We start from the raw sequence: 21,140 nt of genomic DNA, 5'->3' as shown, positions 1-21,140 counted from the left end.
TGTTATCGCAAGTCCCGGAGGGACCGAACACATGACCGAATCCGCACCCCGTCGCGACAAGCCCTGGCTGTTCCGCACCTATGCCGGCCATTCCACGGCCAAGGAGTCGAACCTTCTCTATCGCTCCAACCTCGCCAAGGGCCAGACGGGTCTCTCCATCGCTTTCGATCTGCCGACCCAGACCGGCTATGACAGCGATCACATCCTCTCGCGCGGCGAGGTCGGCAAGGTCGGCGTGCCGGTGTCGCATCTCGGCGACATGCGCACGCTGTTCGACGGCATTCCGATCGCGGATATGAACACGTCGATGACCATCAACGCCACCGCCGTCTGGCTGTTCGCGCTCTATATTGCGGCGGCCGACGAGCAAGGCGCGCCGCGTGGAAAGCTGCAGGGCACGACGCAGAACGACATCATCAAGGAATATCTTTCGCGCGGATCTTATGTATTTCCGCCGGCGCAGTCGCTGCGGCTGACGCAGGACCTCATTCTCTTCACCACCAAGGAATGCCCCAAGTTCAACCCGATGAATGTCTGCTCCTACCATCTGCAGGAGGCCGGCGCGACGCCGGCGCAGGAGCTGGCCTATGCGCTCGCCACCGCTTGCGCCATTCTCGATGGGGTGAAGACCGCCGGCCTTTCGGAAAAGGATTTCGCCGAGGTCGTCGGACGCATCTCCTTCTTCGTCAATGCCGGGATGCGCTTCGTCACCGAGCTGTGCAAGATGCGCGCTTTCGTCGAGCTGTGGGACGAGATCACCCGCGATCGCTATGGCGTCACGGACGAGAAATCCCGCCGCTTCCGCTATGGCGTGCAGGTGAATTCTCTCGGCCTCACCGAGCAGCAGCCGGAGAACAACGTCTATCGCATATTGATCGAGTCGCTGGCCGTCGTGCTGTCCAAGAATGCGCGCGCCCGCGCCGTGCAGCTGCCAGCGTGGAACGAGGCGCTCGGCCTGCCGCGGCCCTTCGATCAGCAATGGTCGCTGCGCATGCAGCAGATCATGGCCTATGAGACCGACCTTCTGGAATTTGGCGATATTTTCGACGGCAATCCGGTGATCGCCAAAAAGGTCGCGGCGCTGAAGGAAGAGGCCGTCGCCGAGCTGACGAAGATCGACGAGCTGGGCGGCGCCGCCGCGGCGGTCGAGCTCGGCTATATGAAGTCGAAGCTGGTCGAATCCAATACCGCGCGGCTCGAGTCGATCGAGGCCGGCGAGCAGATCGTCGTCGGCGTCAATAAGTTCACCGAGGGCGAGCCTTCGCCGCTCACTGCGGGCGACAATCAGATCATGGTCGTGCCGGAGCATGTCGAGGCCGAGCAGATCGCGCGGCTGAACGCCTGGCGCGAGCAGCGCGACGCCAAGGCCGCGCAGGCGGCGCTCGACGAGCTGGTCCGCGCGGCGAAGGAAGGCCGCAATATGGTCGAGCCTTCGATCGCCGCCGCCAAGGCCGGCGTGACGACGGGCGAATGGGGCACGGTGCTGCGCGGCGTCTTCGGCGAATATCGCGCGCCGACCGGCGTCTCCGCCACGGCGCGGCAGGTCGGCGGCCAGCTCGACGCGGTGCGCGAGGAGGTGCAGCGCGTCTCCACCAAGATCGGCCAGCGCGCCAAGTTTCTGGTCGGCAAGCCGGGCCTCGACGGCCATTCCAACGGCGCCGAGCAGATCGCCGTGCGCGCTCGCGACGCCGGCTTCGACGTGATCTATGCCGGCATTCGCTCGACCCCGGCCGAGCTGGTCGAGACGGCGCAGAAGGAAGGCGCGCATTGCGTCGGCCTTTCGATCCTCTCCGGCTCGCATGTGACGCTCGCCCATGAGGTGCTGCGGCTGATGAAGGAAAAGGGCCTCAGCGAGGTTCCGCTCGTCGTCGGCGGCATCATCCCGCCGGCGGACGAGAAGCTGCTGCGCGACAATGGCGTGGCGGCGGTCTACACGCCGAAGAATTACGATCTCAACGCGATCATGACCGATCTCGCGCAGATCATCGAGAAGAGCGTGGAGGGGCGGGCGTAAGGCGCCGTCTCAGGCGGGCTCGGGATCGTCAGAACGAATGTCGTCGCGGGAAAGTTGAACGGAGCCGCCGACATGCTATCTTAGCGTCCATGACCGCTCTGACGCTCGACTCACTCGCTATCGTGCAAATTCTGCGCAAGAGAGGCTTCTCGGAAGAGCAAGCCACTGGCGTGGTCGAAGCCTTTCGGGAGATCGACGCCGGCTCGCTCGCTACGAAGGCAGATATACGTGAGGTCGAGCTGAAGCTCGAATCGAAGATCGAGACCTCCGCCGCCAACCTCAAGGTCGATATTCTCCGCTGGCTCGTGGTCACGCAAATGGCGCTCGGCGGCTTCCTGCTCGCGGCGCTGAAGTTCCTGCGCTGAGCCGGGCCTGGGCCGAAAGACCCGTCAAAAACATTCCTTTGCTACCTTCGCTATGGCTTTCGCGCGGCCGCGATCAGTCGACGCCTGATAAATATCCAGCACCCTTTCGTCGGCCAGCAATTGAATCGACACCTTCTTCGCTTTGGCCCATTTCTCGAAGAGTTCCTTCGGAAGGCCTTCGACCGTCGGCGTCCACATCGACGGCCCGCTTTCATTCATATTCAGTCGACCGATGGCGAATTTCTCGGCCACGCCGTCCATAACGAAATTGATCGAAGGATAGGCCCCGGATTTGACCAGTTCCGCCAAGGCGGAGAGCCTGAAGGCGACGTCGAGATGGACGCTTTTCTCGCAGGCGCCGGAGACGAATACGGACTCGCCTGAAGAACCGCTCGTAAAGCCGAATTTGGCGGGACTAGCGTTGTTTTTCGCCTCGAAGAACCAAGTTGCCTCCTCCGCCAGCGTCGGCGCTCCCGTGAGGAGGAGCGCGTAAACAACTGCGAACAGCGCCGACGCCGGCAATCCAAAAGACGAAAAACGCCGCATGTTTGCGCCTTTCAAAAATCGACGCGCAGCCCCTTACTTCCGCAGCCACTCCGGCACAGAATCCAGCGCGATCAGCTGTTCCACGCTCGGGCGCTCGCGCACCACGGCCCATTTGTCGCCATCGACGAGAACCTCCGGCGCGAGCGGGCGGCTGTTGTAGGTTCCCGCCTGCACCGCGCCATAGGCGCCGGCCGTCAGAATGGCCAATAGATCGCCCTGCGCTGGCTCCGGGATCGAACGCCCGAGCGCGATATAATCGCCCGTCTCGCACACCGGCCCAACGACGTCGGCGATAATGCGCGGATACGACGGCGACGCCTGCGCGACCGGGATCAGCTCGTGCCAGGCGTCATAGAGCGTCGGGCGCACGAGATCATTCATGCCGGCGTCGACGATGACGAAGGACTTGGCCTCGCCCTGCTTCACATAGAGCACGCGCGTGACCAATATTCCCGAATTGCCGACGATGAGGCGCCCCGGCTCGAACAGCAATTTGCACCCGAGCCCGGCGATATGCCGGCGCACGATCTCGGCGTAGCGATCCGGGTGATAGGAGGCCGGATCCTCGCCCTCGTGATAGGGAATGCCGAGCCCGCCACCGAGATCGACATGGGAAATGTTGTGCCCATCGGCGCGCAGCCCCGCGACCAGCTCGGCGAGCAGCGAGAAAGCCTCGTCGAAGGGCGCGAGATCTGTGATCTGCGAGCCGATATGCATATCGACTCCCGTGACCTCGAGGCCGGGCAGCTTCGCCGCATGGGCGTAGATTTCGCGCGCGTGCGACAGCGGCACGCCGAATTTATTCTCGGCGAGGCCGGTCGAAATTTTGGCGTGGGTCTTGGCGTCGACGTCGGGATTGACGCGCAGCGAGATATGCGCGCGCTTGGCCTTCGCGGAGGCGATGCGGGAAATCTCGGCGAGCTCGGGCTCGGATTCCACATTGAAGCAGAAAATGCCCTCGTCGATCGCCAGCGCGATCTCGGCCTGCGTCTTGCCGACGCCAGAAAATGTGATCTTGCTCGCGGGAACGCCAGCGGCGCGGGCGCGCTTCAGCTCGCCGCCGGAGACGACGTCCATCCCCGCGCCGAGGCCGGCGAGCAGCGTCAGCACGGCCTGATTGGAATTGGCCTTCAGCGCATAGCAGACCAGAGCGTCGAGCCCGGCGAAGGCCGCCGAGAAGACCTGGAAATGCCGGCGGATCGTCGTCGCCGAATAGCAGTAGAAGGGCGTTCCGACCTGCTCGGCGATTTTCGCCAACGGAACATCGTCGGCGTGCAGCGCGCCGGCGCGATAGTCGAAGTGATGCATGTCGCTCGTTTCAGTCCAGCAGGGGATCGAGGATGAAAGGATATTGCTCGGGCGGCCGATAGCCCGGCGTGCCGGGGATATATTCCACCGCCTTCACATCCTCGGCGACCGGCGTCTTGCCGCCGACAGGCGTCAGCGTCGTCTTCTGCACGACCACGGCCTTGGGCCGCGCCGCGACCTCGGGCGGATAGTCGAGCGGGCCGCGCCGCCCGCAGCCGGAGAGCGCGAGCGCGAGAATCAGAAGCGTCGCCGCCGAACGCGGCCGGAGCAGATCAGCCATATGTCTCATCCATCGGAGCCGGATCGGGCCGGCACTATAGACGAAAGCGCGCGGATGACGAGACCGCGCGCTCACTCTCACAGGGTGATCGGGTGAAGGTTTCCTCATCCTGAGGAGCCCGCGTAGCGGGCGTCTCGAAGGACGAGGAACCTTCATGCGCCGCCTTCTGGAGCTCGCCCTCGTGCTTCGAGACGGCTCCTGCGGAGCCTCCTCAGCATGAGGGCGAGGGTGGCGGCCCTTCACCCGATCGCCCTGCTCACTCTCACTTCTTCGCCAATTGCTTCAGCCAGCGGCGCGCCTGCTTGCGCACATTCTCCGGCGCCGTGCCGCCATAGCTCACGCGGCTCTTCACCGATTTCTCGACGCCGAGCACGCTGAACACATCCTCGGTGATGCGCGGCTCGACCTCCTGCATCGTCTCCAGCGGCAGCTTCTCGAGGCCGAGATTGCGCTCGGCGGCGATGCCGACGATGCGCCCCGTCACATGATGCGCCTCGCGGAACGGCAGATTCAGCGCGCGCACCAGCCAATCGGCGAGATCGGTGGCGGTCGCGTAGCCGGCGCCCGCCGCCTTGCGCATGCGCGGACGATCGACGCTCATGTCGCGAATCATGCCGGCCATCGCCGCCACGCAGAGCGCGAAATTGTCGAGCGCGTCGAATGTGCCTTCCTTATCCTCCTGCATATCCTTGGAATAGGCGAGCGGCAGGCCCTTCATCACGACAAGCATCGCCTGCAGCGCGCCGATGATGCGTCCCGTCTTGCCGCGCACCAGCTCGGCGGCGTCGGGATTGCGCTTCTGCGGCATGATTGAGGAGCCGGTGGTGAATTTGTCGGAGAGCGCGACAAAGGCGAATTGCGAGGTCGTCCACAACACGATCTCCTCCGCGAAACGCGAAAGATGCGTCGCCGAGATCGCCATTGCGGAAAGCGTCTCCAGCACGAAATCGCGATCGGAGACGCTGTCCAGCGAATTCGCTGTCGGCCGCGCGAAGCCGAGCGCCTTGGCCGTCTTCTCGCGATCGATGGGGAAAGACGTGCCGGCCAGCGCCGCCGCGCCGAGCGGCGATTCGTTCAGCCGCGCGCGGGCGTCGGCAAAGCGCCCGCGATCGCGCGCGAGCATTTCGACATAGGCGAGCAAATGATGCCCGAAAGTGACGGGCTGGGCCGATTGCAGATGGGTGAAGCCGGGCATCACGCTGCCCGCCTCCTCCAGCGCCTTCTCGGCGAGGGCGAGCTGGAGATCGGCCAATTGCGCGTCTATGTCGTCGATCGCATCGCGCACATAGAGGCGGAAGTCGGTCGCCACCTGGTCGTTGCGCGAGCGCGCCGTATGCAGTCGCCCGGCCGCCGGGCCGATGAGCTCGGCGAGGCGGGACTCGACATTCATATGAATGTCCTCGAGCGCGCGCGAGAAGGTAAAGCGCCCCTCCTCGATTTCGCCGCGGATTTGTTCTAGACCACGCGTGATGGCGGTGGCGTCCTCGGGCGCGACTATGCCGGTTTCGGCCAGCATGGCGACATGCGCGAGCGAGCCTCTCACGTCCTGTGGACCGAGGCGCTTATCGAAATCGATGGAGACGTTGATCGCCTCCAGAATCGCGTCGGTTGCGCTTTGAAAGCGGCCGCCCCATATTTTGCTCGTCATAACTCCTCGCGGAACAGGATCGATGACCGACCAGATGGAAAGCTCCAGCCGAGGCAATCTGCCGAAAATCGCGGGCGCGACTCTCGTCGTCGCCGCCGTCGCCGGCGTTCTATACGTGAACGGCGGCTCTAGCGGCAAGACGAGCGCGGTGAGCCAGGCCTGCGCCGCCTCCCGCGACATCTCGCAGCGCGTGTCGGCGCTCGCCAAGGGCGAGGTCGCGGCCATGGCCATCGCCAATGAGCCCGAGCTCATGCCGGAAGTGACCTTCACCGGGCCGGACGGCCAGCCGCGCAAGCTCGAGGACTTTAAGGGCAAGACCGTGCTGCTCAACCTCTGGGCCACATGGTGCGTGCCCTGCCGCGGCGAAATGGCCGCGCTGGACCGTCTGCAGGCGGCGGCCGGCTCGGACAAGTTCGAGGTGGTGACGATCAATGTCGACACCTCCAGGCTCGAACGGCCCAAGGCCTTCCTCGGCGAGATCGGCGCGAAGAATCTCGCCTATTACGCCGATCCCAAAGCGGAAATCTTCTTCCAGCTGCGCCAGAGCGGTCAGGCGCTGGGCCTGCCGACGACCTTTTTGATCGACGGCTCCGGCTGCCGAATCGGCCTGATGCAGGGGCCGGCCAATTGGGATTCGGAAGAGGGCCGCTCTCTGGTGACGCGCACGGCGGAGATCTCCTCGCGGCCGACTCCCTGAGGATGGCGCTTTGACCGACGACATATTGCGGCCCTGGGAGGTCCGCTCCTCGCAGACGCTCGTGCAGGATTCTTGGCTCACGCTGCGCGCGGATCATTGCGTGACGCAGCGCGGCGTCTCGCTCGATCCCTATTACGTGCTGGAATATTCCGATTGGGTCCATGTCGTCGCGCTGGACGAGGAGGACCGTCTGCTCATGGTGCGCCAATATCGCCATGGCGCCGGCGTGGCGTCGCTGGAGCTGCCGGGCGGCAGAATGGACCCGCATGAGAGCGATCCCGTCGCCGCCGGGGCGCGCGAGCTGCTGGAAGAAACCGGACACGCCGCGCCATTATTGCGACATTTGGCGCGTCTTTCGCCCAATCCGGCGACCCACACCAACTGGGTGCATGTCCTCTATGGCGAAGGCGCGAAAGAGGTCGCGCCTCTGAATCTCGACAGCGGCGAGGATATTCGCGTCGAGCGCGTCCCCTGGCGCGAGGCGCTCGATCTCGCGCTCGGCGGGGCCATCGTCAATGCGCAGCATGTAGCCTTGCTGGCGATCACTTTCGCCCGCATGAAGGGCGTGACAATCGGCGGGTGACGATCAGCGGCGGCTGCGTCACTGCTGGCGGATGAACAGGCAGACCGAGGTCGAGAGCGGGGCCGGAAGAATTCTGTGGAGCAGGTTGAAGGCTCGATAGAGCCAGGGACTTCCAAAATAATAGGAGGGCTCGCCGCTGTCGTAGTAGTGATAGACCGGCTTCCCGCGAAAGACCCGCTTTGCTTGTTGTGGGCTGTTCAATCGGTAGAATGTCGGGAAAATATCCGACGCATCGCGGCCGGGCTGAACCGACTTCAGCACCCCGACGTGGAATCTGTTCGGTAGAAGATTGCTCGCCAGCCTGACGTAGCCCCACCGGTTCGGCGTCCGCGCGCAGATATAGCCTTCCGGCTTTAGAACTCTCAAGAGCTCCTTGGCGACGACCTCGGGATGTTCGAGGTGCTCGAAAGTCGTATCAGACACGATGAGATCGAAAGCTCCATCCGGGAAGGGCAATGGCGCGTCGGGTACGAGCAGCGCCTGCTCATGCGAGCAAGGATGGCTCAAGACAGCTTCGTCTATGTCGGCCGCCGTGACTCGTGCGCCCGTCGTGCGCAAGTCCCGAAGGTGGCGACGGTAGGCGGATTGCGTGTCCGACCAGAACGCGCCGCGCCCAGCGCCGAAGTCGAGGACATTTTCGACTTTTTCGCGCAACATGATGGCCTTCACGAAATTGTAGAACCGGATCGTTCCATCCTGCGCTGTGAAATCGTCGATCGCTTTCTCAGCGTGAACGCAATAGGAGATATCCATCATCGGCTCCGATCCAGCAAACATGCGCCGATCGGCGAAAAACTGCGCGGCGCGATCTGGCGTGCGCAGGATATTCCATACCGCGGGCAGGGCTGGCTATCGGAGAGAGTCCGTAGGTGTGGTGCGAGCGCACGCTTTGCCGCATCGACAGCAAATCTCGTGGGCCGGAAGCCGGCCCTCACGGTGCAAATGAAATCCAGCGAATCGAGCCGCGGACGCAATTACGCGTCCGCGGCGAGCGGCCGCCGTGAAAAAACAGAGCGGACCGGCGGATAGAATGGCTGGCGCCGGTTTCTTACGCCTTGGCCGTCTGCCCGTGCGGAATGCCTTCCTTATCGAAGAGCGCGGTCAGCTCGCCGGACTGGAACATCTCGCGGGTGATGTCGCAGCCGCCGATGAACTCGCCCTTCACATAGAGCTGGGGAATCGTCGGCCATTGCGAATAGGCTTTGATGCCGTCGCGAATGAAGGGATCGGCCAGCACATTGACGCTCTTGAAGGGAACGCCGACATGGCCGAGAATCTGGCAGACCTGCATGGAGAAGCCGCACTGCGGCGCGGCGGGCGTGCCCTTCATGAACAGCACGACATCGGCGCTGTCGATCTCGTTCTTGATCGCGGTAGTGGTGGATTCGGACATTGGGATTACCTCGTCTAGCGGAATTCAAGGTTCCGTTGCAGGCGGCCCGGCGAGCGCCGCCGGGCGTAGAAACGATTTTAGAGAGCGATCGTGGTCAGCGCCAGAGCATGCAGCTCGCCGCCGAGGCGCTCGCCGAAAGCCTTGTTGACCATCTGATGCTGCTGCACGCGGCTCTTGCCGCGAAAGGTCTCCGACTTCACCGAGGCGGCCCAATGATCGCCGTCGTCGGCGAGCGCGGTGATCTCGATCACGGCGTCCGGTATGGCCGCCTTGATGAGACGCTCGATTTCACTTCTTTCCATCGCCATTGCGCATCGACCTCCTAAAAGCCTAGAGCGAAGACGCTGTCGTCCCCGGCCATATAGGCCGGCAACGGCGCCTGCTGCGCATGTTGCACGTCGCATAGCAATATCGGCGCCTCGCCGGGCAGATGCAACTCGTTTCCGCCTGTCGCGCCGAGAGCGAGAACCGCCACGCCCGCGGCCTTCGCATCGGCCTCGATCGCCGCCGCTTCCGCCGGCTCGGCCACGACCAGATAGCGCGCCTGATCCTCGCCGAAGAGGATCGCATGGGCCGGGCCTTCCGGCAGGCGGTCTATGGTCGCGCCGACGCCGCCGGCGATCGCCATTTCGGCGAGCGCCACGGCGAGGCCGCCGTCCGAGAGATCATGGACGGCGAGCGCCCGCTGCTCGAGCACGAGCGCGCGCACGAAATCGCCATTGCGCTTCTCGGCCTCGAGATCGACCGGCGGCGGCGCGCCGTCGCGGCGGCCGGCGAGATCGCGCAGATAGAGCGACTGGCCGAGCCAGCCTGTCGTCTCGCCGATGAGCAGAATAGTCTTGCCGCCCTCGGGCAAAGCGATGGTGGAGGCGAGCGCGACATCCGATATCACGCCGACGCCGCCGATCGCCGGGGTCGGCAGAATGCCCGTACCCTGCGTCTCATTGTAGAGCGAGACATTGCCGGAGACGATCGGGAAGTCGAGCGCCCGCGCCGCCTCGCCAATGCCTTGCAGGCAGCCGACGAACTGGCCCATGATCTCGGGCTTTTCGGGATTGCCGAAATTGAGATTGTCGGTGAGCGCCAGAGGCTGGCCGCCGCGCGCCGAAATATTGCGCCAGGCCTCCGCGACAGCTTGGCGGCCGCCCTCCGCCGGATCGGCCGCGCAATAGCGCGCCGTCACGTCGGTGGTCAGCACCAAGCCTTTGCGCCCCTCGCGGATGCGCACGACGGCGGCGTCGCCGCCCGGCGCGCGCACCGTATTGCCGAGGATCAGATGGTCATATTGCTCCCACACCCAGCGCTTGGAGCAGAGGTCCGGCGTCGCCAGCAGGGCGAGCAGCGCTCGCGCATTGGAGCCGAGCGGCGCGATCGAAGCCGCATTGAGAACCGGCGGCTTCGGCGTCGGGACATGGGGGCGGTCGTAGAGCGGAGCCTCGTCGCCCAGTTCCTTGATCGGCAGATCGGCCTCGACGACGCCCTTATGCTTGACCACGAAACGCAGATTATCGGTGGTCTTGCCGATGATCGCGAAATCGAGGCCCCATTTCACGAAAATGGCCTCGGCCTCTTTCTCCTGCTCGGGCTTCAGCACCATGAGCATGCGCTCCTGGCTCTCCGAGAGCATCATCTCATAGGCGGTCATGCCTTCTTCGCGGCAGGGCAGTGCGTCGAGATCGAGCTCTATGCCGAGATTGCCCTTGGCGCCCATTTCCACGGCGGAGGAGGTGAGGCCGGCCGCGCCCATGTCCTGGATCGCGATCACGGCGCCCGAGGCCATCAGCTCGAGACAGGCCTCGAGCAGCAGCTTTTCCGAGAAGGGGTCGCCGACCTGCACGGTCGGACGTTTCTCCTCGGCGTCGGCCTCGAAGGAGGCGGAGGCCATGCTGGCGCCGTGAATGCCGTCGCGGCCGGTCTTGGAGCCGAGATAGACGATCGGATTGCCGACGCCCGCCGCCGCCGAATAGAAGATCGAATCCGTGCGGGCGAGGCCGACCGCCATGGCGTTGACGAGAATATTGCCGTCATAGGATTCGTCGAATTCGGTCGAGCCGCCGACCGTCGGCACGCCGAAGGAATTGCCATAGCCGCCGACGCCGGCGACCACTCCGGCGACCAGCCGCCGCGTCTTGGGATGCGCCGGCTTGCCGAAGCGCAGGAGATTCAAACAGGCGATCGGCCGCGCGCCCATTGTGAAGACATCGCGCAGAATGCCGCCCACGCCCGTCGCCGCGCCTTGATAAGGCTCGATGAAGGACGGGTGGTTATGGCTCTCCATCTTGAAGACGCAGGCGTCGCCGCCGCCAATGTCGATGACGCCGGCGTTCTCACCCGGCCCCTTGATGACCCAGGGCGCTTTGGTCGGCAGCTTGCGCAGATGAATGCGCGAAGACTTGTAGGAACAATGCTCGTTCCACATGGCCGAGAATATTCCGAGCTCGGTGAGGCTCGGCGCGCGGCCGATCAGCGCGACGATGCGCTCATATTCCTCTGTCTTCAGCCCATGCGCCAAGGCCGCTTCGAGCATTGTGTCTCCCCCGCCGGACGCGGCCTCGCCGCGGACTTCGGCTCGTGTTTCGGGTAAGTCGAATTGTCGCAGCCGCGACCGAGCTTTCCGAGCGGGCGGCGCCGACGAATCTCCCGCTATTCTGCCGTTTCGCCCCAGAAAGGCCGCAGAATCCGGCGGTTCGCCCCCCGATTAATAGGATCGCCGCGCAATGGCAACTGTCGCGAGCTGTTGCCAAAGAGTCACAGCTGTAGAGAAAGAATTGTGAGACGAGGCAGTCCTTGATCTAGATCAAGTCCTCCTGTCGAAAATCGGAGCAATTTGAGCGCCGACTCGGACGGCCGCCTTGCGCGCCGTCCTAAGATCAATCGACGGGGGAGCCTGATGAGAAGTGTTTTGCGCGGCGCGCTCGCCGCATCCGTGTTGACCGCAGCGAGCGCTACGGTTCAGGCGGCCGATCTTCCTTCGATGAAGAGCGCGCCGTTGCCGCCTCCTCCCCCGGCTTTCAGCTGGACCGGCCTCTACGGCGGCATCAACATCGGCTATGGCTTCGGCGATTCCAGCCGGGAGACGGGTGGTCTCGGCTATATTTCGGCGGGCTCGCTCGCGCCGGTCACGCCGCTGGGCTCCGCCTGGGGCGCCTCGCAGGATTTGCACGGCGTCATCGGCGGCGGACAGGTCGGCTATAATCATCAGGTCAACCCCTGGCTAGTTCTCGGCCTCGAGGCCGATATTCAGGCCACAGACGTGGAGAGCAAGGCGAAATCGGCGGTCGGCGTCTTCGACGGCAATGGCGCGCATCTGCAGAGCGCCGATTCGACCAAGGGCGTCGACTGGTTCGGCACTGTACGCGGCCGCGTCGGCTTCGTGCTTCCGTCCATTCCCAATCTGATGATCTATGGCACGGGCGGCTTCGCCTATGGCCAGGTGATCCACAATGTCGGCTTCGCGGATAATTTCGCCGCCGTGGGCGCCGGTTTCGCCGGAGCCGCAGTCGGCCATGGCTATTCCGACGACACGCGCACCGGCTGGACGGCGGGCGGCGGCGTCGAATGGTCGCCCATCCCGAATTGGTCGGTCAAGGCGGAATATCTCTATGTCGATCTCGGCTCGACCAACGCCAATTCCGTCTCTCTAAACGGCGGCACGGCGGCGATCCTCGGCGCGACGACGCCTGTCTTCGCCGCGACGCAGAATTCGCCGACCCGTTTCCACAATGTCCGCGTCGGCCTCAACTGGCACTTCGACCCCTTCGCGCCCGGCCTCGTCTCGCGCGCCGACGGCCTTTCGTCGCTCAAGGAGCCGCCGCCGCCGGCCTTCGTCGACAGCTATCAGCCCTTCCAGGTTCGCCTGAAGGTCGGCAGCGTCATTCCGCTGGACGGCCATGGCACTGTCTATGATCAGGGCATCGCCCATCCGGCGCTCGGCTCCATCGGCCGCCTCTCGGGCCTCACCGGCGCGAATGGCGTGATCTCCGGCGCCAGCACCAACACCTCGACGTCGATCGTTCCCATGCTCGACGTCGCCTATTACCTGACCAAGAACTGGGCGATCGAGGCGATCTGCTGCGTCGCGCCGCATCACATTCAGGGCACGGGCACCATCGCCAGCGACTTCGCGCGCTCCTGGGTGTTCCCGCCGTCCCTGATGGCGCAGTATCACTTCACCAATTTCGGCCAGTTCCAGCCCTATCTCGGCGTCGGCGCGAATTTCACGGCCTTCTGGGGCACGCGCGTCAACAACGATGTCTGGGGCATCCCCTTCGCGGCGGGCTCGACGCTGGCCGGTCTCGGCCTGCCCGGAGCGCTCGCCACCTTCCAATGGGCGACTGTCGCTCCCTCTTGGGGCGTGGTCGGCCAAGCCGGCTTCGACTATATGTTCAACGAGCATTGGGGCGTGAACGTCGACGTCAAATATATCGGCATTCATCCGATGGTTCACGCGACGGCCGTCGCTTTCGTGCCGGGGGCGGCGGCGCTCGGCCCGATCTTCGTTCCGGTCAAAGTGTCGCTGCCGATCAACCCGATCGTCGTCTCGGCGGGCGTCACCTATCGCTTCGGCGGCGGCCTGCTGCAGCCCGTGCTCGCCAAATATTGAGCGGCGCGCAAAGCTGAAAGAAAAACAAGCCGGCTCCGAAAGGGGCCGGTTTTTTTGTCGACCCGATTGCGATTCGCCTTGTTCTTTGCCGCCTCGCCGCTAGGATTCGGCCGGTTACGTGTTCGATTCGGTTCAATGCGACGATTCGCCGGTCCTTCCGGCGCGCTTTCCCGAAGGATCTGAACATGGAAAATCCGATCGACGCGCCGCCTTCCGATCATGCCGAGCCGAGCGAGGTCGAGCCCGCGCTCGAAGCCGCGCTTCCCGGCGAGCCGGACGAGACGTCGGATGCGCCGCGGCGGACGGGCGCCGGCTTCGCCGACGCGCCGGCTCTGCTCGTCACCCAGGGCAAGCATCGTTTCTACACGCTGGTTTTGCCGAGCGATCTGCTGGCCGCCACTTGCACGGTGGAGGCGCGGCTCGACAATCCGATCGACGGTTTCCAGCGCCTGCTCGACAAAAAACGCGCGCGAGAGATCGCCGATTATATCGACAGCGGCTTCGGCAGCGTGCCGAGCGCGATCATTCTCTCCGCGCAGCCGCGCGCGCAGCTCCAATTCGACCGCAAGAGCGGCGAGCTGACCTTCCGCAAGGACCCGCGCTCCTTCCTCATCATCGATGGGCAGCATCGCGTCTATGGCTTCAATCTCGCGGCCAAGAGCGTGAAAGTGCCGGTGGTCGTCTACAATAGGCTGACGCGATCGCAGGAATGTCAGCTGTTCATGGACATCAACACCAAGCAGCGTCCGGTGCCACCGGAGCTGCTGCTGGACATTCGCCGTCTCTCCGAATCGGAGACCGAGGCCGAGGCGCTGCTGCACAATGTCTTCGACCTCTTCTCCAATGACGAGAAGAGCGTGCTCGCCGGCCTGCTCAGCCCTTCAGAGCGGCGCAAAGGCAAGATCTCGCGCGTGACTTTCAACGCCGCGCTGAAATCCATCGACGGCGCTTTCGTCGACGCCTCGGCGCAGGATGTCTATCAGGTGCTCAACGCCTATCTGCGCGCCTGCCTCAACGGGCTGCGCTATCATGGCGCGGAGGCGAATATCGCCAATCCGGCGCTGTTCAAGGCGCTGGTCCTGCTGTTCGCCAATGTCGCCGAGCGCGTCTCGGACCGTTATGGCGGGCGTTACACCACGCAGAATTTCGAGGATATTCTCGGCCCCTTCTTCCGCAAGCTGAAGAAGAGCGAGCTGCCCAAGCCCGCGACCGGCCATTTGGCGCTCTATGAGAATTATCGGAAAGCGCTGAGCTCGGGCTTCTCGCTCAAGCAATGGCTGTTCGCCTGAAGGAGCGAGCCTGAAGGCTCGCGGTCCAGGCCGCACATTGGATCGCGAGCCTTCAGGCTCGCTTTTGTCACTCCGGCTCGGATTGCGGCGCCTCTAGCCGATGCGCGTCGAGCTTTTCCGTCTCGAGGCGCGCCGTCGCTTCGCCGAGCTGTCGCTCGGCTTTCGTGCGGCCATGCGCGATGCGATTGGCTTCCGCCTCCGCCTCCTTGGAGCGCTTGTCCCTGACCTTGCGGGCGCGTCGCAGATTGACGATCTCGCCCATGGCGAATCAGGTCTTCTTGCGGAAGGCGTCGATGGAGACGATCTTGGCGGCCTCGCCGCCGCTCTCTTCTGTCGCGGGCGGCGCGGAATCCGGGCGCTTCTCGCTGCGGGCGGGGCGCGGGCCGGGCCGGACGGGCGTCGTCTCGCCGGCGGCGGGCTGCGGCCGCGTCGGGAAACGGGCCGGCTCCTCTTCCTCGCGGGCGGGGGCGAGCTCGTCGACCTCCCATTTGAGGCCGAAATCGACAGACGGGTCGGAGAAGACCGTCACCGCCTCGAAGGGCACATAGAGCTGCTCGGGAATGCTGCGGAAGGACAGGCCCACCGAGAAGCCGCGCTCATCGACGATGAGATTAGAATATTGATGCTGCAGGATGATGGTCATCTCCTGCGGCCATTGCTCCGCGAGGCGCTTGGAGATTCGGACCCCCGGCGCCTTGGTGCGAAAGCTGATGGTGAAATGATGGTCGCCCGGCAACCGGCCCGCGGCCGATGCATCGGCGAGAACCTTGCGCATGACGCCGCGAAGCGCGTCCTGGACGAGAAGATCGTATCTGATGAGGTCGGTGGACATGACGCTCGCCGAGAACCCCTGTTCGCTCTGCCCCGCCGGGACGAAAGTGGAGGCTTCTGTTGCCAGGCGCCTCCGAGCCCCGCCTAGAAGTGCTACCCCCTAGGGCTTGAATCCCAGTACCTTCACTGCATTACGCAGCGACGGCCACCGGAGCATAGTTGTCGTTGGCAACTATAAGGTTTGACCCGATAACGGCGGTATCATGCCGAGCGAAAAAGCACCCTTTACGCCCTCGTCGATCCTATTTCGCCCCCGCCACAAGCCGCCGCGCCAAACATGCATGTCTCGCGTGACGGCCTCTGGTGGAGGCGCCGGGTACCGCCCCCGGGTCCGATAGGTTTATTACGGAGTTCGTTTATCGCCATAGCCGTCCCGAAGGTCGGCAGCTCACAATATACGCATTAAGGGCCGATGCGGAAAGGGGCTGCGGGGCAAAGCTGCGCCGATCTCCCCGACTTTCTCGCGCAGATTGAGCGCATGCGGACGCGCCGCATCCGCGCGAGCGCTGTAACAAATTGAATTTACGTATTATTTTTTAAAACGCGCGAAAACGCCCGCCGAGGATCGACGGGCGTTTCGCGAGCGGCCTGCGGGGAGGAGGCGCCGGCCTCGGATCAGTTGTGCTTGACGGCCTGGCCATCCTTGACGGTCAGTCCGTCCTTGACCTGGGCGAACAGCGCATCGGTGAGAATGCGGTTCTTCACCAGCTCGTCCGTGGCCTTATAGGGCCGGCCCTTCACGATCGCCTCGGCCAGAGTGTGGGTGAGGCCCTTCACGCCGGAGAGCTGCTCCACCGTCGCGGAATTGATGTCGAGCGGCGCGGAGACGGCGACGACCTGCTTGACCGGCGCAGTCGCGGTGGTCGCGGCGGCGGCGGGGCCGGCCGGGGGCTTCGCGCCGGGGACGGTCGCGGTCTGGGCGAAAGCCGGAGCGGAAGCGAAAAGGGCGATGGCGAGAATGGCGTTGGTCTTCATGATGGCTGTCTCCTTGGACGGGGACATTTCCCCGATCGACTTGCGCATCATGCCGTGCTCGCGCTGAACCCGTTTTGAATGCGGCGTTCACCTGAAATTCAGCCGCCGAGCCCGGGCTTCATTTGCTCTTCAGGCAGGAGACGGCGGCCGGCAGGCAAGCCGCGCCCACCATGGAGCAGCCGGCCGAGCCATCCTCGAGGCGGGCGCAGACGAGGCAGCCGTCGGTCCATTCGAGGCAGGCGGGATGATCCTCGCCATAGGCCTGGGCCGGCTTTTCCTCTGCAGCGTGGGCCATGCTCGCGCAGAGCAGCGCGAGGGCGAAGGCCGCGCGCGCGATCACGCCTCGCCCACGCGCTTGGGCGCGGAAAAGCCGGCGGCGTCCATGGCGAGATGAATCTTGTTCTGCAGGCCGGCGTCGTCGCCTTTGACGATCAGCGCGGCATTGTCGGCCAGCGCGCCGCAGAGCGCCTTCACCCAGGGCTCCTCGCTCTTGGCGAAATCGCCCAAAACGTAAGAATGCACGCGCGCCTTGTCGCCCGGATGGCCGATGCCGAGCCGCATGCGCTTGAAATCCTGCCCGATATGGGCGCCGATGGAGCGCAGGCCATTGTGCCCGGCCGCGCCGCCGCCGATCTTCACGCGGCATTTGGCGGGGGCGAGATCGAGCTCGTCATGAAAGACGACGACATCCGACAGCGCGATCTTGTGAAAGCGCAGCGCCTCGCCGACCGAGCGACCGGATTCGTTCATATAGGTCTGCGGCAGCAGCGCGAGCACGCGCTCGCCGGCGATCGTCCCCTCGCGGACGAGGCCCTGGAAGCGCGCGCGCGACGCAGAGAAGCCATGGGCGTCGGCGATCTTCTCGACCGCCATGAAGCCGATATTGTGCCGGTTCCCGGCATATTCGCGGCCGGGATTGCCGAGGCCGACGAAGAGCAGCATGGCCTATGGGCTCCGAGCCGAAGGAGGGCGATCGGCGGCCAGCGCCGATCGCCCGTCTCCTTTATTTCTTTTTCTCGGGAGCCTTGGCGGCCGGAGCGGCCTTGGCCGCCGGGGCCGCCTTGCCGCCCTTGCCCTTGGCCGGAGCCGCGGCGGCGGCCGCAGCGGCCGCGATCTCCTCGGCCGAGACGACCGGCGGCGCGATCGACGCCACCGTGAAGTTCTTGTCGGGATTGGTCGGCTTGCAGTTCGCCGGCAGGGTGAAAGCCGAGATCTGCAGCGAATCGTTGAAGTCGAGGCCGGTGAGATCGCCGGTGATGGCGTCCGGAATATTGTCGGCCGGCACCCACATCTCGATCGCGTGGAAGACGATGTTGAGCGAGCCGCCGCGCTTGATGCCGGGCGCCGCTTCATGATTGATGAAATGCACCGGAACGTCGACGCGCAGGCGCGAGCCCGCCTTCAGCCGCAGGAAGTCGACATGCAGCGGGAAGTCCTTGACCACATCGAGCTGATAGTCGCGCGGAATGACGCGCTCGGGCTTGCCGTCGATGTCGAGCTCGAAGATCGTCGTGAGGAAATGCCCGGCGTAGATGAGCTTGGTCAGCTCTTTCTTGTCGAGCGACAGTGGCGTCGGCGCCTCGCCGCCGCCATAGATGACTCCTGGTATACGGCCCTCACGGCGAACGCTGCGGGCGGCCCCCTTGCCTGTCCCGCTGCGCACCGTGGCCGCGAGCTTCTTGATCTCGGCCATTTCGGTGTCCTTTTTTCAAAGAGAAAGCGCGCCTTTCGCCTCCAGGGGTGTCGGATGCCGACGCGCTGCTGCGGCTTATAGGCGAGGGCAAATTCAGAGGCAAGGCTCGGGGCGGGCGGCGAATGGCCGTCGCGACGCGCGCCGTCGATGATTTTCGGAGACCAAACCCATGACGAAACACCGAATTTATACGACGAGCTTTGCGAGCGTCTATCCTCTCTATGTCGCAAAAGCCGAGAAGAAGGGACGCACGAAGGAGGAGGTCGATCAGATCATCTCTTGGCTGACCGGCTATGATCGAGCGGGGCTTCAGTCTCGGTTGGACGAGCAGACCGACTTCGAGACATTTTTTGCGCTCGCTCCAGAGCTCAATCCATTGCGCGCCTCCATCAAGGGCGTCGTCTGCGGCGTTCGAGTCGAGGAAATCGCGGAGCCGATCATGCGGGAAATAAGATATTTGGACAAATTGATCGACGAGCTGGCGCGCGGGAAGGCGCTCGACAAGATCCTTCGCAAGAGCTGAGCGGGGAGACGATCGATCGTCTGCGCGCCGCGCGCCATGCAGCGCCGGCCGCCGTGAAATCCCAAACGGAGCCGCGCCTTTTCGAAGCGGGAAGCTTGACAGCCTATTTCCGGGTCAGTTATATAACTAATAAGTTAAATATCTAACAGGTAATAGATGCCGGACCCCCTCAGCGCCACCTTTGCCGCTCTCGCGGACCCGACGCGCCGCGCGATCCTCGCCCGGCTCGCACAGGGCGAAGCCTCGGTCGGCGAGCTCGCAGCGCCTTTTTCCATCAGCCAGCCTGCGGTCTCGAAACATCTGAAAGTGCTCGAGCAGGCCGGCCTCATCACCCGCGGCCGCGCCGCGCAATCGCGTCCCTGCAAGCTGGACGCGGCCCGGCTGCGCGAAGTTTCCGATTGGCTCGAGACCTATCGGCGTTTCTGGGAGGAGAGCTTCGATCGGCTCGACGCCTATCTCGCCGAATTGCAGAAGGGCGACCCCGATGCTCCAAAGAATTGACGACGCCATCCCGCCGCTCACGATCACGCGGCGCTTCGCCGCGCCGCCGGCGGTCCTCTTCGACGCATGGCTCGATCCCAAAGCCGTCGAAAGCTGGCTGTTCCGCACGCCCTCGGGACAATCCGCTCATGTCGAGATCGACGCGCGCATCGGCGGCGGTTTCGCCATCCATGAGCAGCGCGGCGAGAGTCTCGCGACGCATTTCGGCGAATATATCGAGATCGAACGCCCGAGCCGTCTCGTCTTCACTCTGGGATTGCAGCGCGAAGGCCCATCCACGCGGATCGAGATCGACATTCGCCCGGACGGCGCCGGCAGCCTGTTGACGCTGACGCATCATATGACGACGGAAGCGCTCGCCAAATCCTTCGCCATCCGCGCCGGCTGGGCTGGAATTCTCGAGGGCCTCGCGCGCCAGACCGGCGAAGCGGATGCGCCGCATCGGCTCATTCTGCTGCGCACATTCGAGGCGCCGCGCGCGCTCGTTTTCAAATGCTGGACGGAGCCGCAGCATATGATGCGCTGGCTCTGCCCCGCGACATTCAACGTGCTGTTTGTCGAGAATGATCTGCGCATCGGCGGCAAATGGCGCGCCGGAATGCGCTCGCCGGAGGGCGAGGAGTTCATCCATCATGGCGAATATCTCGAGATCGAGGCGCCCGCGCGGCTCGTGCTGACCCATGAATGGGAGCGCAATCATCTCGAGCCGAAAGCGCTGACGACGATCGAGGTGGAGCTCACGGAGCAGGGCGGCAAGACCGAGATGATCTTCGTGCAGAGCGGCCTCGCCACGGCCGAATCCGCCGCCTCGCACCAGCATGGCTGGACCGGCGCATTCGACTATCTCGCCGAGCTCGCGCGCGAGCTGGCGACAAGCGATCATTGAGGAGGCGTCATGTCCGACGATGCTCGCATTTCAGTCCCTTCGGACGTTCCGGAGATTTCCGGGACGCGCCTCTTCGATGCGCCGCGCGCGCTTGTTTTCGACGCTTTCGCCGCGCCCGATCGACTGGCGCGCTGGTTCGGGCCGAAGGGTTTTTCGCTCACGACGCAAGCTTTCGAATTCGCGCCGGGCGGCGTCTGGCGCTTCGTCATGCACGGCCCGGACGGGCGCGATTACGAGAACAAGATCGTCTTTCGCGAGATACAGCGGCCCGAGCGCATCGCCTATGTCCATCCGGGCGACGACGACGCGGATCCTGTGAGAAAGGAGACGACCATCTCCTTCTCGCAAGAAGGCGAGAAGACGCGCATCGACTGGCGGATGCGCTTCCCGACGCTCGTCGAGCGCGATCGCGCCGAGCGTGAATATGGCGTCGCGATCGGCCTCGCCGAAAATCTCGATCGCCTCGGCGATTTCGTCGAGGAATCGGCCGATCCTGTCTTCTCCACGTCGCGCCGCTTCGCTGTTCCGCGCGACCTTCTGTGGAAGGCCCTCACCGAGCCCGAGCGAATGGCGCAATGGTTCGGGCCGAAGGGCGTTCCGGTCATCGCCTCGGAAATGGATTTCCGTCCGGGCGGCTCCTATCACTATGGCCTGCGGGCGCCGGACGGCGGCCCCATGTGGGGGCTCTTCGAATATCGCGAGATCGAGGCGCCGACGCGCATCACGCTCATCGCCTCCTTCTCCGACGCGAATCGCGGGCTCACACGGCATCCGCTGAGCGAGACTTGGCCGCTGAAGGTCGAGACGACTTATGTTTTCACCGAAAAGGACGGCGCCGGCGAGCTGACGCTCGTCGCGCGGCCCTTCGAGGCGAGCGCCGAAGAGATCGCGACCTTCGCCGGCGCGCTCGAGGCGCTGAGCAATGGCTGGGCCGGAACATTCGATGAGCTGGAGAGCTATCTCGTCCAGGGCTGACCCGCCTCCACAATCTTTTAAAAGCAAAGG

General features: G+C 64.4%; 24 protein-coding genes and 1 other RNA gene. 10 read left to right on the top strand and 15 right to left on the bottom strand.

Going from position 1 to position 21,140, the window contains the following annotated elements; genetic code table 11:
- The first annotated feature begins 31 nt into the window (after positions 1-31).
- Both EDE12_RS01120 and EDE12_RS01115 read left to right on the top strand, forming a co-directional pair.
- Positions 32-2,014 (top strand): protein meaA, encoded by a 1,983-nt coding sequence (locus EDE12_RS01120; RefSeq protein WP_026599959.1) that lies wholly within the window; start codon positions 32-34, stop codon positions 2,012-2,014.
- 89 nt (positions 2,015-2,103) lie between these two features.
- The gene (locus EDE12_RS01115; RefSeq protein ID WP_026599960.1) at positions 2,104-2,379 is read left to right on the top strand and encodes a hypothetical protein; all 276 of its coding nucleotides are present in this window, start codon (positions 2,104-2,106) and stop codon (positions 2,377-2,379) included.
- 24 nt (positions 2,380-2,403) lie between these two features.
- Here EDE12_RS01115 and EDE12_RS01110 read toward each other — a convergent pair whose 3' ends face one another.
- The 4 genes from EDE12_RS01110 to argH form a co-directional block, all read right to left on the bottom strand.
- Positions 2,404-2,925, bottom strand: a complete 522-nt coding sequence (locus tag EDE12_RS01110; RefSeq protein ID WP_026599961.1) for a hypothetical protein — start codon at positions 2,923-2,925, stop codon at positions 2,404-2,406.
- A gap of 33 nt (positions 2,926-2,958) precedes the next feature.
- Positions 2,959-4,233 (bottom strand): diaminopimelate decarboxylase, encoded by a 1,275-nt coding sequence (gene lysA, locus EDE12_RS01105; protein WP_026599962.1) that lies wholly within the window; start codon positions 4,231-4,233, stop codon positions 2,959-2,961.
- 10 nt (positions 4,234-4,243) lie between these two features.
- Complete coding sequence (locus tag EDE12_RS01100; protein ID WP_024878410.1) at positions 4,244-4,513, bottom strand: lipoprotein; 270 nt, start codon at positions 4,511-4,513, stop codon at positions 4,244-4,246.
- A 262-nt stretch (positions 4,514-4,775) separates the two neighbouring features.
- Positions 4,776-6,161: an argininosuccinate lyase gene (gene argH / locus EDE12_RS01095; RefSeq protein ID WP_026599963.1), complete on the bottom strand. Its 1,386-nt coding sequence runs from the start codon at positions 6,159-6,161 to the stop codon at positions 4,776-4,778.
- Positions 6,162-6,183: 22 nt separating this feature from the next.
- On the opposite strand from argH, the gene EDE12_RS01090 reads away from it, so the two are divergent.
- Positions 6,184-6,858 (top strand): TlpA family protein disulfide reductase, encoded by a 675-nt coding sequence (locus tag EDE12_RS01090; protein WP_026599964.1) that lies wholly within the window; start codon positions 6,184-6,186, stop codon positions 6,856-6,858.
- Positions 6,859-6,868: 10 nt separating this feature from the next.
- Positions 6,869-7,441, top strand: a complete 573-nt coding sequence (locus tag EDE12_RS01085; RefSeq protein WP_036291331.1) for an NUDIX hydrolase — start codon at positions 6,869-6,871, stop codon at positions 7,439-7,441.
- Between the two features lie 18 nt (positions 7,442-7,459).
- Here the strand turns inward: EDE12_RS01085 and EDE12_RS01080 are convergent, their stop codons facing one another.
- The 4 genes from EDE12_RS01080 to purL all read right to left on the bottom strand — a co-directional run bounded on the left by EDE12_RS01080 (position 7,460) and on the right by purL (position 11,361).
- Positions 7,460-8,098, bottom strand: a complete 639-nt coding sequence (locus EDE12_RS01080; RefSeq protein WP_245267430.1) for a class I SAM-dependent methyltransferase — start codon at positions 8,096-8,098, stop codon at positions 7,460-7,462.
- 391 nt (positions 8,099-8,489) lie between these two features.
- Entirely contained in the window at positions 8,490-8,834 is a 345-nt protein-coding gene (gene grxD / locus EDE12_RS01075; protein WP_024878415.1) for a Grx4 family monothiol glutaredoxin, read from the bottom strand.
- A 77-nt stretch (positions 8,835-8,911) separates the two neighbouring features.
- A complete protein-coding gene (locus EDE12_RS01070; RefSeq protein ID WP_024878416.1) occupies positions 8,912-9,142 on the bottom strand; it encodes a BolA/IbaG family iron-sulfur metabolism protein in 231 nt (76 codons plus the stop codon).
- A 14-nt stretch (positions 9,143-9,156) separates the two neighbouring features.
- A complete protein-coding gene (purL, locus tag EDE12_RS01065) occupies positions 9,157-11,361 on the bottom strand; it encodes a phosphoribosylformylglycinamidine synthase subunit PurL (protein ID WP_026599966.1) in 2,205 nt (734 codons plus the stop codon).
- Positions 11,362-11,724: 363 nt separating this feature from the next.
- Between purL and EDE12_RS01060 the strand changes: the two genes are divergently transcribed.
- Positions 11,725-13,437, top strand: a complete 1,713-nt coding sequence (locus EDE12_RS01060) for an OmpW family outer membrane protein (RefSeq protein WP_024878418.1) — start codon at positions 11,725-11,727, stop codon at positions 13,435-13,437.
- 185 nt (positions 13,438-13,622) lie between these two features.
- Positions 13,623-14,726: a DGQHR domain-containing protein gene (locus EDE12_RS01055; RefSeq protein WP_026599967.1), complete on the top strand. Its 1,104-nt coding sequence runs from the start codon at positions 13,623-13,625 to the stop codon at positions 14,724-14,726.
- A 67-nt stretch (positions 14,727-14,793) separates the two neighbouring features.
- Here the strand turns inward: EDE12_RS01055 and EDE12_RS01050 are convergent, their stop codons facing one another.
- The 7 genes from EDE12_RS01050 to EDE12_RS01020 all read right to left on the bottom strand — a co-directional run bounded on the left by EDE12_RS01050 (position 14,794) and on the right by EDE12_RS01020 (position 18,225).
- Positions 14,794-14,988 (bottom strand): DUF4169 family protein, encoded by a 195-nt coding sequence (locus EDE12_RS01050; RefSeq protein WP_026599968.1) that lies wholly within the window; start codon positions 14,986-14,988, stop codon positions 14,794-14,796.
- Between the two features lie 6 nt (positions 14,989-14,994).
- On the bottom strand, positions 14,995-15,558 hold the full coding sequence (locus tag EDE12_RS01045) for a ClpXP protease specificity-enhancing factor SspB (RefSeq protein ID WP_026599969.1): 564 nt from the start codon (positions 15,556-15,558) through the stop codon (positions 14,995-14,997).
- 45 nt (positions 15,559-15,603) lie between these two features.
- Positions 15,604-15,982: a transfer-messenger RNA gene (gene ssrA, locus EDE12_RS01040) on the bottom strand.
- A 190-nt stretch (positions 15,983-16,172) separates the two neighbouring features.
- Positions 16,173-16,532: a helix-hairpin-helix domain-containing protein gene (locus EDE12_RS01035; RefSeq protein ID WP_024878422.1), complete on the bottom strand. Its 360-nt coding sequence runs from the start codon at positions 16,530-16,532 to the stop codon at positions 16,173-16,175.
- A gap of 118 nt (positions 16,533-16,650) precedes the next feature.
- Entirely contained in the window at positions 16,651-16,872 is a 222-nt protein-coding gene (locus EDE12_RS01030) for a hypothetical protein (protein ID WP_051592621.1), read from the bottom strand.
- Positions 16,869-17,474, bottom strand: coding sequence for an aminoacyl-tRNA hydrolase (pth, locus tag EDE12_RS01025; RefSeq protein ID WP_026599970.1), 606 nt, complete (start codon positions 17,472-17,474; stop codon positions 16,869-16,871). The genes EDE12_RS01030 and pth overlap by 4 nt, the downstream gene beginning before the upstream one ends.
- 61 nt (positions 17,475-17,535) lie before the next feature.
- Complete coding sequence (locus EDE12_RS01020) at positions 17,536-18,225, bottom strand: 50S ribosomal protein L25/general stress protein Ctc (protein WP_024878424.1); 690 nt, start codon at positions 18,223-18,225, stop codon at positions 17,536-17,538.
- Positions 18,226-18,394: 169 nt separating this feature from the next.
- On the opposite strand from EDE12_RS01020, the gene EDE12_RS01015 reads away from it, so the two are divergent.
- From EDE12_RS01015 to EDE12_RS22060, 4 genes are all read left to right on the top strand, one after another.
- The gene (locus tag EDE12_RS01015) at positions 18,395-18,748 is read left to right on the top strand and encodes a DUF2200 domain-containing protein (protein ID WP_026599971.1); all 354 of its coding nucleotides are present in this window, start codon (positions 18,395-18,397) and stop codon (positions 18,746-18,748) included.
- 156 nt (positions 18,749-18,904) lie between these two features.
- Positions 18,905-19,249, top strand: a complete 345-nt coding sequence (locus tag EDE12_RS01010) for a metalloregulator ArsR/SmtB family transcription factor (RefSeq protein ID WP_026599972.1) — start codon at positions 18,905-18,907, stop codon at positions 19,247-19,249.
- Positions 19,233-20,135 (top strand): SRPBCC domain-containing protein, encoded by a 903-nt coding sequence (locus EDE12_RS01005; RefSeq protein WP_026599973.1) that lies wholly within the window; start codon positions 19,233-19,235, stop codon positions 20,133-20,135. The genes EDE12_RS01010 and EDE12_RS01005 overlap by 17 nt, the downstream gene beginning before the upstream one ends.
- A 9-nt stretch (positions 20,136-20,144) precedes the next feature.
- Positions 20,145-21,110, top strand: coding sequence for an SRPBCC family protein (locus EDE12_RS22060; protein ID WP_084768607.1), 966 nt, complete (start codon positions 20,145-20,147; stop codon positions 21,108-21,110).
- Positions 21,111-21,140 lie beyond the last annotated feature (30 nt).

The sequence above is a fragment of the Methylosinus sp. sav-2 genome, from assembly GCF_004366495.1.
Taxonomy (GTDB): Bacteria; Pseudomonadota; Alphaproteobacteria; order Rhizobiales; family Beijerinckiaceae; genus Methylosinus.
Note: the sequence above shows the minus strand (reverse complement) of the source record. Positions and strands in the feature narration are given on the sequence as shown.